A 13,066-nucleotide genomic window follows, 5' to 3' on the forward strand; every position below is an offset into this window, starting at 1 on the left:
TGTGGGAGCTGGCTTGCCTGCGATAGCGGTGTGTCAGCTTGCACATCTTTAGCTGATACACCGCTATCGCAGGCAAGCCAGCTCCCACATGGGTACGAGTACAGATTAAAGGACGTGACCCGCCATTCAGAGACTGAATAACCCGTCTGCGTTCACAGTCGCCGGGGCTGCGCGGTATAGTCCGGGCATTGATGAATGCGAGGAAACACCGATGAAGTTCGAAGGCACCCAGGCCTACGTTGCCACCGACGACCTGAAACTGGCCGTCAACGCCGCCATCACCCTGGAGCGGCCGCTGCTGGTCAAGGGCGAGCCCGGCACGGGCAAGACCATGCTCGCCGAGCAACTGGCCGAATCCTTCGGCGCCAAGCTGATCACCTGGCACATCAAGTCCACCACCAAGGCGCATCAGGGCCTGTACGAGTACGACGCGGTGAGCCGCCTGCGCGACTCGCAACTGGGCGTGGACAAGGTCCACGACGTACGCAACTACCTGAAGAAGGGCAAGCTCTGGGAAGCCTTCGAGTCCGAGGAGCGGGTGATCCTGCTGATCGATGAAATCGACAAGGCCGACATCGAGTTCCCCAACGACCTGCTGCAAGAACTCGACAAGATGGAGTTCTACGTCTACGAAATCGACGAGACCATCAAGGCAAAGAAACGCCCGATCATCATCATTACCTCCAACAACGAAAAAGAACTGCCGGATGCGTTCCTGCGCCGCTGCTTCTTCCACTACATCGCCTTCCCCGACCGCACCACCCTGCAAAAGATCGTCGATGTGCACTACCCCGACATCAAGAAGGACCTGGTCAGCGAAGCGCTGGACGTGTTCTTCGACGTGCGCAAGGTGCCAGGCCTGAAGAAAAAACCGTCCACCTCGGAACTGGTGGACTGGCTCAAGCTGCTGATGGCCGACAATATCGGCGAAGCCGTGTTGCGCGAACGCGACCCGACCAAGGCCATCCCACCGCTGGCCGGTGCGCTGGTAAAGAACGAGCAAGACGTGCAGTTGCTGGAGCGTCTGGCGTTCATGAGCCGTCGCGGTAACCGCTGATGCTGCTCAACCTGTTCAATGAAATGCGCGCCGCCAAGGTGCCGGTGTCGGTGCGCGAGCTGCTCGACCTGATCAACGCCCTGAAAATGCGCGTGACCTTCGCCGACATGGACGAGTTCTACTACTTGGCCCGGGCGATCCTGGTCAAGGACGAGCGGCATTTCGACAAGTTCGACCGGGCCTTCGGCGCCTATTTCAATGGCCTGGAAAAACTCGACGACCACCTGCAGGCATTGATCCCCGAAGAGTGGCTGCGCAAGGAGTTCGAGCGCTCGCTGAGCGATGAAGAACGCGCGCAGATCCAAACCCTCGGCGGCCTCGACAAGCTGATCGAAGAATTCAAGAAGCGCCTGGAAGAGCAGAAGGAACGCCACGCCGGCGGCAATAAATGGATCGGCACCGGCGGCACCAGCCCGTTCGGTTCCGGCGGCTACAACCCGGAAGGCATTCGCGTCGGCGATGCGGGCAAGCGCCAGGGCAAGGCGGTGAAGGTCTGGGACCAGCGCGAGTACAAGAACCTCGACGACCAGGTGGAACTGGGCACGCGCAACATCAAGATCGCCCTGCGCCGCCTGCGCAAATTCGCGCGCCAGGGTGCGGCGGAAGAGCTGGATATCGATGGCACCATCGACCACACCGCCCGCGACGCTGGCTTGCTGAATATCCAGATGCGCCCGGAACGGCGTAACACCATCAAGTTGCTGCTGTTGTTCGACATCGGCGGCTCGATGGATGCCCACGTGAAGATCTGCGAAGAACTCTTCTCGGCGTGCAAGACCGAGTTCAAGCACCTGGAGTACTTCTACTTCCACAACTTCGTCTATGAGTCGGTGTGGAAGAACAACGCGCGCCGCACCTCGGAACGCACCTCCACCCAGGACCTGCTGCACAAGTACGGCGCGGATTACAAAGTGATCTTTATCGGCGATGCGTCAATGGCGCCGTACGAGATTACCCAGGCCGGCGGCAGCGTCGAGCATTGGAATGAAGAACCGGGGTATGTGTGGATGCAGCGCTTCATGGCCAAGTACAAGAAGCTGATCTGGATTAATCCGTATCCGAAGGACACTTGGGGGTATACGGCGTCGACGGGGATTGTGCGGGAGTTGGTGGAGGATCAGATGTATCCGCTGACGTTGCGGGGGTTGGAAGAAGGGATGCGTTTCCTCTCCAAGTAGGCGGTGAATTCACCGGCGCTATCGCAGGCAAGCCAGCTCCCACAAGAGAATGCATTCCAAGGTTGAAATACACTCCAGCTTTGGAATGCATTCAACTGTGGGAGCTGGCTTGCCTGCGATGCTTTTAGCTATTCAAAAAGCGCTGCAAGAAGTCGATATGCTGCTGGTGTGCAGTCTCCTGCACCACCGGCGCCAACCGCACCTTCTCCCCCGGCAAACACTGCGCCAGCCGCGCCAGCGCCAACGGCGTCAACGCGCCCAAGCGCGGGTAACCGCCAATCGTCTGCCGATCATTGAGCAACACAATCGGCTGCCCATCCGGCGGCACCTGGATCGCGCCCAACGGAATCCCTTCGGAGATCAGCGACGGCCCCTGGTACTGCAACGGCGTGCCCAGCAGACGCATGCCCATGCGGTCGGCGCGGCTGTCCAGGGACCACTCGGTGTTGAACGCATCAAACAGGCTTTGCCCGCTGAACTGGCCGATCTGCGCGCCGACGATCACATCCAACGGTTTATCGGACCGCAGATCCTGCGCATTCAGCACCTTCATGGCGCCGCCTGTACCGCAATAGGCCAGACGCCCGCCTTCGACCAACGCCTTGCCAAAACCGTCCACACCGCCCAGTTCCTCACGCACAACCGTGGCGCAACTGCCCAGCACAGCCGGCGCATCAAACCCGCCCGGCGCCGCCAGGTAGGCTCGCGCACCGTTGAACGGCTGGGTAAAACGCAAACGCTGGCCCTTTTGCAGGATAAAACTGCGGCCGGGGCTGATGGCCCGTTCGTCGATGTATGCGCCCAAGTCCGCACCAGCCAGGGCCAGCAAGCAATAGTCCTCGGCCTGCACGGTGAAGCCGCCCAGGGTGATCTCCACCACCGGCGCGTCCAACGGATTGTCCAGCAGCCAGTTGGCCCAGGCCATCGACACCCAATCCAGCGCCCCACCCTGGGTCACGCCCAGGTGGCGCACGCCAAAGCGCCCGGCGTCCTGCAACAGGCACAGCGGCGTGCTGGCCTCGATGATCAAGCGGCTCATGCCTGCGCCTCCAACGGCGTGTCATCGCCACCCAATTTGATGAATTCAGCGTGGTCAACGGGCTCGAAGCGCACCGTGTCACCGGGTTGCATCAGGCTGTAGCCGTCGCGATCGCGGTCGAACAGCTTGGCCGGGGTGCGGCCGATCAGGTTCCAGCCGCCGGGCGATACCACCGGATAGGCGGCGGTTTGCCGTTCGGCGATGCCTACACTGCCGGCCGCCACGCGTTTGCGCGGCGTACTCAGGCGCGGCGTGGCGAGGATTTCATCCACCAGCCCCATAAAGGCAAAACCGGGGGCGAAGCCGAGGGCAAACACTTGGTATTCGTGGGCGCTGTGCTGGCGGATCACGGCATCGACACTCAAGCCGCTGCGTTGACTGAGCAAGGTCAACTCGGGGCCGACACTCAAGTCGTACCACACCGGCAGCACATGGCACTGGCCGCTGCCCTGGGCTTGCGGTTGCAGGTCCATCAGGGCCTGATCAATCAATGCACGCGCCTGGGCCGGGCTCAACGCGGTGAGGTCGTAATGCACCATCAAGGTGGTGTAGGACGGCACCAGGTCCACCAACGCCGGGCCAAAGCCATCGCGCAAGCGCCGGGTGGCGGCAAGCATCCACGGCATATTGGCTTCGGCGATGGCATCAAACAGACGCACCATCAGGCAGTCGATGGCCACTACTTCAATCCGTGGCTTCATGCGCTCTTCAATGCCTCGCGGATGCGCTGCACGGCGGCGACCGAACTGGCGTTGTCCCCGTGGACGCACAGGGTATTGGCCTGCAACACCAGCGGGGTGCCGTCGCTGGCGATCAGCGCTTCGCCACGGGAAATGGTCAGGGACTGCTGCATGATGGTTTCGGCATCATGGTGCACAGCGCCGGGCAACTGGCGCGAAACCAGATGGCCGTTGTTGTCGTAGGCACGGTCGGCAAAGGCCTCGAACCACAGGGTGACGCCATATTCATCGCCCAAGGCCTGCGCGGCGCTGTTGTCGCGAGTCGCCAGCAACATCAGCGGCAGGTCGCCGTAGGCCGCCACGGCCTGGATGACGGCACGCAATTGCGTTGGGTTGGCCATCATGTCGTTGTACATCGCGCCGTGGGGTTTGACGTAGCTCACCCGCCCGCCCTGGGCCCGGCAGATGCCGTCGAGGGCGCCGATCTGGTAGTGCAACAGGTCCTGGATTTCCTGCGGCGTGTAGGCCATGGAGCGGCGGCCGAAACCTTGCAAATCCTGATAGGCCGGGTGGGCGCCCACTTGCACGCCGTGCTTGAGCGCCAGGCTGACGGTCTTGCGCATGATGCTCGGGTCGCCGGCATGGAAGCCGCAAGCCACATTGGCGCAATCGATGAACGGCATGACCTCGGCGTCCAGACCCATGGTCCAGTTGCCAAAGCTTTCGCCGATGTCGCAATTCAGTAGCAAGCGGCTCACGGTGGGCTACTCCTGTAGGCTTTATTTTTTTGTAGTGTGGGATTTTTTACACAGAACTCGCAACTTGTCCTGACACCCCAACGACGCTTATCGTGGAATAGCTCGATTTTTGGCGCTGGCCCGGTGCGGCGTCCAACTAATAAAAACCGATCCATGCATAAGAAAAAGTTGATCCCATGAATTTGAAGTTCCTCGAAACCTTCGTCTGGGTGGCCAAGCTCAAGAGCTTTCGCCTGACCGCCGAGAAGCTGTTCACCACCCAGGCCTCGATTTCCAGCCGCATCGCGGTGCTAGAAAGCGAACTGGGGGTGAAGTTGTTTCTGCGCGATTCACGCGGCGTGAGCCTGACCCCGGAAGGCGTGAAGGTACTCGATTACGCCGAGCAGATGATGGTGACCATGCAAGGCCTGAAGCAGTCGCTGGAAACCACCAGCAGCAAGGTCGGGCGCATCCGCATCGGCGCGATGGACACGGTGATCCACACCTGGCTGAGCCCATTGGTGGCGGAACTGATGGACCATTTCCCGCTGGTGGAAATCGAATTGGTCGCCGATACCGCACTCAACCTCAGCGATCAGCTGCAAAAAGGTTTCCTCGACCTGATCCTGCAAACCGACCTGCTGCGCCTCGAAACCGTGCGCAGCCTGGAGCTGTGCAGCCACCCCATGGCCTGGATCGTCGCCAGCCAATCGATCTACCACCGCGACTACGCGTCCCTCGCCGAACTGGCCCAGGAGCGCATCATCACCTACTCGAAAAACTCCCACCCACACCAGGACGTGCTGCGCCTGATGCAAGCCAACGGCGTGGCCGCGCCACGGATGAACTGTGTGAATTCGGTGTCGGCGATTACCCGCTTGTTGCGCGATGGCTTCGGGGTCGGCGCGCTGCCGCCGGTGCTGGTGATGGAGGAGCTGGCGCGGGGGGAATTGGTGATGTTGCCGATGGCGCAGAAACTGCCGAACTTGCAGGTGGTGGTGTCGTGGCGCGTGGGGGTGGAGTTGGTGGAGGAGATTGTCGGGTTGTGCCAGAAGGTGGTGGCCCGCTATGCCGAGGAAGTCGGCCCAGAGCGGATGCTACTGACAAAACCCGATTAAAACTGTGGGAGCTGGCTTGCCTGCTCCCACAGTTAACCGAGTTGGGCTTTAGAGACCTTTCAGGTCACGCTCCTCGATCGGCCGGCTCTGACGCAAACGCTTGCCGCCCAACACCACCCAATCGATCAGCCGGAACAGGCATTCCAGCCCGAACGACAACAGCATCGCCCCACCCAACCCCCAGCCCATGGCCTCTGGCGTCAGCAGGATCTGGTAGCTGTAGCCGTTCCAGGTCTCCTGGCGGATATCCGGGTCAGCCGCCACCGCCACTTGCAGCACGCGGATGTACCACGGCCCTTGCATCGCCTGGAATTGCTTGTCCAATGCCACCTGGCGGTCAAGCATCGCGCCCAGGCTGTTGGCGTCGCTCTGGAACACCGGGTCATCACTGGCGCGGTAATGCGCGACCAGGGCCTGCAGGTCACCCTTGAAGAACTGCTGCGCGGTGGCGTCAAACCCGCGCAAGCCGGTCTGGGCCTCGATCAGGTGGGCTTCGACGCGCTTGGCGTAGTCGCTGATAAACCCCGGCACCTGTACGCCGACCAACAAACCGATGGCAAACAACACCAACCGCAGATAGCTGAGCAACATGGTCGATATCCTTACTCGGTGATGCCCTGGCTGACGCATTCACCGCGTCGCCACAGGCTCCATTGGCCCGGTTCGTAGCGGGTCCAGTTTTCGTTGTCGGTGAGTGGCTCGGTGGCGATCACCGTGACCACGTCATTGGGCGTGGTTTCGGCCTGAAAATCGACGATCACGTCGACATCTTTCAAGCGCGCCGGGCCAAACGGCGCGCGACGGGTGATTTGTGCCAGCTTGGTCGAGCAGTAGCAAAACAGCCAGTCGCCGTCGCTGAGCAGGCAGTTGAACACGCCTTTGCTGCGGTATTCGGCGCAGGCGGCGATCAGGTCGGGCAGCACCTGCTCGATGTCCACCGGCTCGGGGAAGGCTTCACGCACGCGGTTGAGCAGATCGCAGAACGCCGCTTCGCTGTCGGTGTCGCCCACGGGCCGATAGAACGTAGCGCGGGGATTGAAGTCCGCCAGTTGACCGTTGTGGGCGAAGCACCAGTTGCGCCCCCACAGCTCGCGCACGAACGGGTGGGTGTTGGACAGGCACACCTTGCCCACGTTGGCCTGGCGGATATGGCCAATCACCACTTCACTTTTGATCGGATAACGCTGCACCAGCAGTGCGACTTCCGACTCACTGCTCGCCGCCGGGTCCTGGAACAGACGCAGGCCACGGCCTTCATAGAAGGCGATGCCCCAACCGTCACGATGGGGACCGGTGCGGCCACCACGCTGCATCAGCCCGGTAAAGCTGAACACAATGTCGGTGGGGACGTTGGCACTCATGCCCAATAATTCACACATGCCAGGGCTCTCGCTACAACGTTAAAGGCGCGGTTCGACGCGCATGCCGCTCACAGGTGCCGGGCGGCGGAAAGGTTCGTCATCATCGGCCGGCTCGGCGGCCAAGGCTGCATCGGCAGCGGCCTTGCGCTCGCGGCGGGCCTTGGCGCCACGCTCGATGGGCCAGCGGATCAACACGATCACCAGGTACACGGCAAAGGCGATCATCGTGTACATGAACAAGTCGGAAATGGCCCGCCAGGCGTTGTTGCCGACCTTGAGCACCAGGTCCAGCGCGGTGATGGCCACGGCTGGCGCGAACTGAGTCTTGACCGGGTCGACGATGGTCGGGCTGAACAGCAACACCGCCATCAGCAATTGCAGCGGCTCGCGCAACCAGCGCCAGATCCAGCGGGTCATGCGCCACCACACCAACAGGCAGCCCAAAGCGGCGAAGGCGTAAAGGCCCCAAGCGGTCAGATAGTCGTTCTCGGTCATGGTGTCCATGGCAAGGCTGGCAAAGAGGCGGCTATGATAACGGCTTTTGCGTGTCGCGGCTGCAAAGCCTGCCACCGTCCGCCAGATAGAGAATAATCCATGCCTACATCGCCCGCTCCGATTGCCCGCAAGGCCCCAGGCCAGGATCCCTACGCCTGGTTGCAGGAACGCGACAGCACTGAAGTCCTCGATTACCTCAAGGCCGAAAACGCCTGGCAGGAAGCCCAGCTCGCCGACCAGCAGGCCCTGCGTGAAACCCTGTTCGAAGAGATCAAGGGCCGCATCCTCGAAACCGACCTGTCCCTGCCCTCCCCGTGGGGCCCGTACCTGTATTACACGCGCACCACCGCCGGTGACGAATACGCCCGTCACTACCGCTGCCGCCGCCCGGCAGACGACAGCAACGTGGTTGATGAAAGCAGCGAAGAGCTGTTGCTGGACCCGAACGTGCTGGCCAACGGCGGTTTCTTCTCCCTCGGCGCGTTCAGCATCAGCCCCGACCACCAGCGCCTGGCCTACAGCCTGGATACCAGCGGCGAAGAGATTTTCACCCTGTACGTGAAGGAATTGGCCACCGGCAAAGTCAGCGAACTGGAGTTCGCGGACTGCGACGGCAGCATGACCTGGGCCAATGACAGCCTGACCCTGTTCTTTGGCGAGCTGGACGACACCCACCGCCCGCACAAGCTGTATCGCTATCGCCTGGACGGCACGGCGGCGCAGGAAGTGTTCCACGAGCCCGACGGACGTTTCTTCCTGCATTGCTACCGTTCCAGCTCCGAACGCCAGTTGCTGCTGGCCTTGGGCAGCAAGACCACCAGCGAAATCTGGGCCCTCGACGCCGAGCAGCCACACCTCGACTTCACCTGCCTGGCACCCCGGGTCGAAGACCATGAATACGATGTCGACCACGGCCAACTGAATGGCGCCTGGACCTGGTTTATCCGCAGCAACCGCGATGGCATCAACTACGCCTTGTTCACCGCAACTGACATTGGCGACGTGCCGACCGAGGCCGAGTGGCAGAACCTGATCCCCCACAGCGACGACGTGATGCTCGACGGCGTAAGCCTCAATGCCAGCGCCATGACCTTGAGCCTGCGCATCGGCGGCCTGCCGGTGATCGAAGTGCATCCGGAGGGTCTGCCCGCCTATCGCGTGGAATTGCCCGACGCCGCCTACAGCCTCTACGTACAAAACAGCCTGGAATTTCCCAGCGACAAGATCCGCCTGCGCTACGAGGCCCTGAACCGTCCGGCCCAGGTGCGCCAGTTGGAACTGGCCAGTGGCGCGCAAGTCGTGCTCAAGGAAACCCCGGTACTGGGCGCGTTCAACGCCGACGACTACGTCAGCCAACGCCTGTGGGCCACGTCCGCCGATGGCACCCAGGTGCCGATCAGCCTGGTGGTCAAGCGTGACCAACTGGGCAAGCCGACGCCGCTGTACCTGTACGGCTACGGCGCCTACGGTTCGAGCCTCGACCCGTGGTTCTCCCACGCGCGCCTGAGCCTGCTGGACCGCGGCGTGGCGTTTGCCATTGCGCACGTGCGCGGCGGCGGCGAGCTGGGTGAGGCCTGGTACCGCAACGGCAAGCAGGAACACAAACAGAACACCTTCAGCGACTTTATCGCCTGCGCCGAACACCTGATCGCCGAGGGCTTGACCACCTCCAAGCAATTGGCCATCAGCGGCGGCAGCGCCGGCGGCCTGTTGATCGGCGCGGTGCTCAACCAGCGCCCGCAGCTGTTCCAGGCGGCGATTGCCGAAGTGCCGTTCGTCGACGTACTCAACACCATGCTCGACCCGGACCTGCCGCTGACCATCACCGAGTACGACGAGTGGGGCAACCCGGAAGAACCGGACGTATACGAACGGATAAAAGCCTATGCGCCGTACGAAAACGTTCGCGCCCAGGCTTATCCGCACCTGCTGGTGATCGCCGGCTACAACGACAGCCGCGTGCAGTACTGGGAAGCGGCCAAGTGGGTGGCCAAGTTGCGGGATACCAAAACCGACGACAACCTGCTGCTGCTCAAGACCGAACTCGGCGCCGGCCACGGTGGCATGAGCGGGCGTTACCAGGGATTACGTGACGTAGCGCTCGAATATGCATTTGTGTTCAAGGCACTGGGACTGATTTAGGAACTAAGCGCGGCGGTTCTGTCTGAACACAGGACCGCCCTACAAGATTGACGGACCAAGATTGCCGCTATGCCAGAACCGACCTTACTGAATAACGAAATCCGCGACATGCTCATGGACTGCGGCCTGTTCGATCCGCTGCTGCCGGAAGATTTTCACATCGCCGCCGGCTACTTCAACATCAGCAGCATGGCCCGGGACGAGGTGATCTTCCTCGAAGGCGATGCCGGCACCTTCATGTGCATCCTCCACAGCGGCCAGGTGGCGGTGCAAAAAGCCAACCCCAGTGGCCAGCGCGTGACCATCGCCACCCTGCGCAGCGGGCGGGCGTTTGGCGAAATGGCCGTGCTCGATGGCGAGCGACGTTCCGCCAGTTGCGTCGCCGCCAGCGATTGTGTGCTGTTGAACCTGGGCAAGGATTCCCTGGAAAAAATGCTCAATGACGCGCCCAGGGTCGCGGCGAAGATTATCCGTGCCATCGCCATTGCCCTCTCCAAGCGCCTGCGCATGGCCGACGGGCAATTGCTCTCCCAGCAGTTTTAACCGCCTGGGGTCTTCGGTTTGCTGTCGTTCTGCTGCAAGCCGGGCACGGTCTGGTCTTTTGGCGGCGTCGGCAACACGATCGGCACCAGCGCGGGGGAACCGTTAGCCGTGGCCTTGGGCGCGACCGGCGGGGTGACCTGCGGGTATAACGTCGGCGTGGGCGTGCCCGGTGCGCCTGGGGTTGGCGCCGGCGCAACCGGTACGGTTTGCAACTCCTGAGCCTGCGCCGCACCCAATGTGAGCGCGCCAAGCACAATGACCGTTAGAATGCTGCACTTCATCGATGGCTCCATGGCCTGACCGGAATGTCGTAAGGCTACTCCCAACCGCGCAAGAATGCCCTTCCCAATGAGATTTCCATGAAACGTTTCGTTCTGCTGGACACCACCCCGATCCCCGACAACGGCGGTGCCTTGTGCCTGTTCGAATACGGCGAGGATTTTGTGATCAAGATCCAGGGCGGTGACGGCGGCCAGTTGATGAACACGCGCATGCATGGCTCCGAAGACGCGCTGGCAGAGATCCCTTGCCGCAAGGTCGCCGGGCGCGCGGATTCGCGGGTGCTGATCGGCGGCCTGGGCATGGGCTTTACCCTGGCCTCGGCGCTCAAGCATTTGGGCAAGACCGCCGAAGTGGTGGTCGCCGAGTTGGTGCCCGGCGTGGTGGAGTGGAACCGTGGCCCGCTGGGGGAGAAATCCGGCCGCCCGCTGCTGGACCCGCGCACGGTGATCCGCATGGAAGACGTGGCCAAGGTGCTACAAGCCGAACCCCAGGGGTTTGACGCGATCATGCTCGACGTCGACAACGGCCCCGAAGGCCTCACGCAAAAAGCCAACAGCTGGCTGTACTCCGCCGGTGGCCTCGCCGCCTGCGCCAAGGCCCTACGCCCCAAGGGCGTGTTGGCGGTGTGGTCGGCGAGTGCCGACAAGCTGTTCAGCGACAAACTGCGCAAGGCCGGCTTCAAGGCCGAAGAAGTGCAGGTGTTCGCCCACGGCAACAAAGGTACGCGCCACACCATCTGGATTGCCGAAAAGCTCAAGGGCTAATTGCGCCGTGAACGGCTAGAATCAAGCGTATCCGTGACCACCAAAATATAGGAGCCATGATGAGCTCAACCAACCCGCCCTCCCACACCGCCAAGCTGGACCGCATCCTCGCCGATGCCCAGCGCGACCGGGAAATGGGCTACCGCGACAAAGCGTTGAAGATGTACCCCCACGTGTGCGGCCGCTGCACCCGTGAGTTCTCCGGCAAGCGCTTGAGCGAACTGACCGTGCACCACCGCAACCATAACCATGATGACAACCCCCAGGATGGCTCCAACTGGGAATTGCTGTGCCTGTATTGCCACGACAACGAGCACTCGCGGTATACCGACCAGCAATACTTCAGCGAAGGGTCCACCAGCAGCCCAACGATTGCCAAGGCTACGCATAACCCGTTTGCGGCGTTGGCGGGGTTGATGAAGAAGGACGACTGATCGTTCTTTGTTGTCGGTACTGGCCTCATCGCAGGCAAGCCAGCTCCCACAGTTGACCGCATTTCAAAGTTGGAATGCAGTCAACTGTGGGAGCTGGCTTGCCTGCGATAGCGATCCCCCAAGCACCACAGCCCCCAGCACCGTATAATCGCGTTTTTTTCCGCCAAGGCACCCTTCCCCGTGGGCAATAAACGCTACAGCTGCATCGGTCTGTACAACCCCAAATCCCCCGAAAACGTCGGTTCGGTCATGCGCGCCGCCGGCTGCTACGGCGTGGCCTCGGTGTTCTACACCGGCGTGCGCTACGAGCGTGCGCGGGATTTCATCACCGACACCAAGAAGGTCCACCACGACATTCCGCTGATCGGCATCGATGACCTGAAAAAGATCCTGCCCCTGGGCTGCATCCCAGTCGCCGTGGAGCTGGTGGACGGCGCCCGCCCGCTGCCCGAATACACCCACCCCGACCGCGCGCTGTACATCTTCGGCCCCGAAGACGGCTCCCTCGACAAAGAGATCCGCGACTGGTGTGAAGACGTGGTCTACATCCCGACCACCGGCTGCATGAACCTTGCCGCCACCGTCAACGTGGTGCTCTACGACCGCCTGGCCAAGGGCAACAACACCCGTTCGGGCCCCAAATACTGAGTTTGCGGGAACATCCGGCGCCTGCGGGCGGTCAGCTACGTATCACTCGCCTTGTTGGAGACAGATCATGAACGACAGCAAAAACGTGCACGGATTGGAACGCCTCGGCTCCGTGGCCGGTGGCGTGATGATGGTGGGCAAAGGCCTGCGCCGTGGCGGGATTTTCGGCTTGATCCAGGTAGCGATTGGCGGCGTGGTGCTGGCCCGTGGGATCACGGGGCACAGCTCGCTCAAGGACAAGCTGGAGCAGGGGCGCCAGGAGATGAACACGGTTCGTACGAAGATCGAGCGCGTGGGGGCCGAGTTGAAAAGCCTGAAGACCCCGGCTGAAGTGGCGTCGGAAAAAACCACCGTCTGAACCCGATTTATCAGATGTTGGAGATCCAAATGTGGGAGCGGGCTTGCTCGCGAATGCAGTCTGTCAGTTAGCACATGAGTTGACTGACTCACCGCTTTCGCGAGCAAGCTGAACTGGCCTAATGAATTTGGACACATCAATAGGGCACTATGATGGCGCCCAAACCTGAGGTGTGCAGATGATGCGAAAGTCCTATTCCAGCGAGTTCAAACTCAACGCCGTAAGCATGG

The 13,066-nt window shown here is 61.7% G+C and carries 16 protein-coding genes; 9 read left to right on the forward strand and 7 right to left on the reverse strand.

Annotation, left to right across the window (positions count from 1 at the left end):
• Positions 1-211 precede the first annotated feature (211 nt).
• Both J1G37_RS22370 and J1G37_RS22375 read left to right on the forward strand, forming a co-directional pair.
• Positions 212-1,057, forward strand: coding sequence for a MoxR family ATPase (locus J1G37_RS22370; protein ID WP_003210690.1), 846 nt, complete (start codon positions 212-214; stop codon positions 1,055-1,057).
• Positions 1,057-2,235, forward strand: coding sequence for a VWA domain-containing protein (locus J1G37_RS22375; RefSeq protein WP_207045427.1), 1,179 nt, complete (start codon positions 1,057-1,059; stop codon positions 2,233-2,235). Before J1G37_RS22370 ends, J1G37_RS22375 begins: the two co-directional genes overlap by 1 nt.
• A gap of 124 nt (positions 2,236-2,359) precedes the next feature.
• Here the strand turns inward: J1G37_RS22375 and J1G37_RS22380 are convergent, their stop codons facing one another.
• The 3 genes from J1G37_RS22380 to J1G37_RS22390 are packed head-to-tail and all read right to left on the reverse strand — an operon-like array spanning position 2,360 to position 4,712.
• The gene (locus J1G37_RS22380; RefSeq protein ID WP_207045429.1) at positions 2,360-3,274 is read right to left on the reverse strand and encodes a biotin-dependent carboxyltransferase family protein; all 915 of its coding nucleotides are present in this window, start codon (positions 3,272-3,274) and stop codon (positions 2,360-2,362) included.
• Positions 3,271-3,975, reverse strand: a complete 705-nt coding sequence (gene pxpB, locus J1G37_RS22385; RefSeq protein ID WP_207045430.1) for a 5-oxoprolinase subunit PxpB — start codon at positions 3,973-3,975, stop codon at positions 3,271-3,273. The genes J1G37_RS22380 and pxpB overlap by 4 nt, the downstream gene beginning before the upstream one ends.
• Positions 3,972-4,712, reverse strand: a complete 741-nt coding sequence (locus tag J1G37_RS22390) for a 5-oxoprolinase subunit PxpA (RefSeq protein ID WP_207045432.1) — start codon at positions 4,710-4,712, stop codon at positions 3,972-3,974. Before J1G37_RS22390 ends, pxpB begins: the two co-directional genes overlap by 4 nt.
• Positions 4,713-4,888: 176 nt before the next feature.
• On the opposite strand from J1G37_RS22390, the gene J1G37_RS22395 reads away from it, so the two are divergent.
• Complete coding sequence (locus tag J1G37_RS22395; protein ID WP_124528017.1) at positions 4,889-5,809, forward strand: LysR family transcriptional regulator; 921 nt, start codon at positions 4,889-4,891, stop codon at positions 5,807-5,809.
• A gap of 48 nt (positions 5,810-5,857) precedes the next feature.
• On the opposite strand, the gene J1G37_RS22400 is transcribed toward J1G37_RS22395, so the two are convergent.
• Genes J1G37_RS22400 through J1G37_RS22410 form a run of 3 tightly spaced genes read right to left on the reverse strand, consistent with a single transcriptional unit; the run spans position 5,858 to position 7,740 of the window.
• Complete coding sequence (locus J1G37_RS22400) at positions 5,858-6,400, reverse strand: DUF2937 family protein (protein WP_207045434.1); 543 nt, start codon at positions 6,398-6,400, stop codon at positions 5,858-5,860.
• Between the two features lie 11 nt (positions 6,401-6,411).
• The gene (locus J1G37_RS22405; protein ID WP_026136743.1) at positions 6,412-7,188 is read right to left on the reverse strand and encodes a class II glutamine amidotransferase; all 777 of its coding nucleotides are present in this window, start codon (positions 7,186-7,188) and stop codon (positions 6,412-6,414) included.
• 21 nt (positions 7,189-7,209) lie between these two features.
• Positions 7,210-7,740 (reverse strand): MFS transporter, encoded by a 531-nt coding sequence (locus J1G37_RS22410; RefSeq protein ID WP_207045435.1) that lies wholly within the window; start codon positions 7,738-7,740, stop codon positions 7,210-7,212.
• 24 nt (positions 7,741-7,764) lie between these two features.
• Between J1G37_RS22410 and J1G37_RS22415 the strand changes: the two genes are divergently transcribed.
• Both J1G37_RS22415 and J1G37_RS22420 read left to right on the forward strand, forming a co-directional pair.
• The gene (locus J1G37_RS22415) at positions 7,765-9,807 is read left to right on the forward strand and encodes a S9 family peptidase (RefSeq protein ID WP_207045437.1); all 2,043 of its coding nucleotides are present in this window, start codon (positions 7,765-7,767) and stop codon (positions 9,805-9,807) included.
• Between the two features lie 69 nt (positions 9,808-9,876).
• Positions 9,877-10,350: a cyclic nucleotide-binding domain-containing protein gene (locus tag J1G37_RS22420; protein WP_207045439.1), complete on the forward strand. Its 474-nt coding sequence runs from the start codon at positions 9,877-9,879 to the stop codon at positions 10,348-10,350.
• On the opposite strand, the gene J1G37_RS22425 is transcribed toward J1G37_RS22420, so the two are convergent.
• Positions 10,347-10,631 (reverse strand): hypothetical protein, encoded by a 285-nt coding sequence (locus tag J1G37_RS22425; protein ID WP_207045441.1) that lies wholly within the window; start codon positions 10,629-10,631, stop codon positions 10,347-10,349. The two genes, J1G37_RS22420 and J1G37_RS22425, sit on opposite strands and share 4 nt — an antisense overlap.
• Before the next feature lie 78 nt (positions 10,632-10,709).
• On the opposite strand from J1G37_RS22425, the gene J1G37_RS22430 reads away from it, so the two are divergent.
• From J1G37_RS22430 to J1G37_RS22445, 4 genes are all read left to right on the forward strand, one after another.
• Complete coding sequence (locus J1G37_RS22430) at positions 10,710-11,396, forward strand: hypothetical protein (protein ID WP_207045443.1); 687 nt, start codon at positions 10,710-10,712, stop codon at positions 11,394-11,396.
• A 59-nt stretch (positions 11,397-11,455) separates the two neighbouring features.
• Positions 11,456-11,830 carry a YajD family HNH nuclease gene (locus J1G37_RS22435; protein ID WP_017736286.1) on the forward strand — a complete coding sequence of 125 codons (375 nt, stop codon included), beginning with the start codon at positions 11,456-11,458 and terminating at the stop codon, positions 11,828-11,830.
• Positions 11,831-12,010: 180 nt separating this feature from the next.
• On the forward strand, positions 12,011-12,478 hold the full coding sequence (locus tag J1G37_RS22440; protein WP_014717486.1) for an RNA methyltransferase: 468 nt from the start codon (positions 12,011-12,013) through the stop codon (positions 12,476-12,478).
• Positions 12,479-12,545: 67 nt separating this feature from the next.
• Positions 12,546-12,836 carry a YgaP-like transmembrane domain gene (locus J1G37_RS22445; RefSeq protein WP_207045445.1) on the forward strand — a complete coding sequence of 97 codons (291 nt, stop codon included), beginning with the start codon at positions 12,546-12,548 and terminating at the stop codon, positions 12,834-12,836.
• The last annotated feature ends 230 nt before the right edge of the window (positions 12,837-13,066 follow it).

It is taken from the genome of Pseudomonas sp. Marseille-Q1929 (assembly GCF_017316265.1).
In the GTDB taxonomy this organism is placed as follows: domain Bacteria; phylum Pseudomonadota; class Gammaproteobacteria; order Pseudomonadales; family Pseudomonadaceae; genus Aquipseudomonas.

Excerpts from the sequence above, each read along its gene's own strand:
- J1G37_RS22370 (WP_003210690.1), top strand. The coding sequence starts at position 212 with ATGAAGTTCGAAGGCACCCAGGCCTACGTTGCCACCGACGACCTGAAA.
- J1G37_RS22375 (WP_207045427.1), top strand. The coding sequence starts at position 1,057 with ATGCTGCTCAACCTGTTCAATGAAATGCGCGCCGCCAAGGTGCCGGTG.
- J1G37_RS22380 (WP_207045429.1), bottom strand. The coding sequence starts at position 3,274 with ATGAGCCGCTTGATCATCGAGGCCAGCACGCCGCTGTGCCTGTTGCAG.
- pxpB (WP_207045430.1), bottom strand. The coding sequence starts at position 3,975 with ATGAAGCCACGGATTGAAGTAGTGGCCATCGACTGCCTGATGGTGCGT.
- J1G37_RS22395 (WP_124528017.1), top strand. The coding sequence starts at position 4,889 with ATGAATTTGAAGTTCCTCGAAACCTTCGTCTGGGTGGCCAAGCTCAAG.
- J1G37_RS22400 (WP_207045434.1), bottom strand. The coding sequence starts at position 6,400 with ATGTTGCTCAGCTATCTGCGGTTGGTGTTGTTTGCCATCGGTTTGTTG.
- J1G37_RS22405 (WP_026136743.1), bottom strand. The coding sequence starts at position 7,188 with ATGTGTGAATTATTGGGCATGAGTGCCAACGTCCCCACCGACATTGTG.
- J1G37_RS22415 (WP_207045437.1), top strand. The coding sequence starts at position 7,765 with ATGCCTACATCGCCCGCTCCGATTGCCCGCAAGGCCCCAGGCCAGGAT.
- J1G37_RS22420 (WP_207045439.1), top strand. The coding sequence starts at position 9,877 with ATGCCAGAACCGACCTTACTGAATAACGAAATCCGCGACATGCTCATG.
- J1G37_RS22425 (WP_207045441.1), bottom strand. The coding sequence starts at position 10,631 with ATGAAGTGCAGCATTCTAACGGTCATTGTGCTTGGCGCGCTCACATTG.
- J1G37_RS22430 (WP_207045443.1), top strand. The coding sequence starts at position 10,710 with ATGAAACGTTTCGTTCTGCTGGACACCACCCCGATCCCCGACAACGGC.
- J1G37_RS22435 (WP_017736286.1), top strand. The coding sequence starts at position 11,456 with ATGAGCTCAACCAACCCGCCCTCCCACACCGCCAAGCTGGACCGCATC.
- J1G37_RS22445 (WP_207045445.1), top strand. The coding sequence starts at position 12,546 with ATGAACGACAGCAAAAACGTGCACGGATTGGAACGCCTCGGCTCCGTG.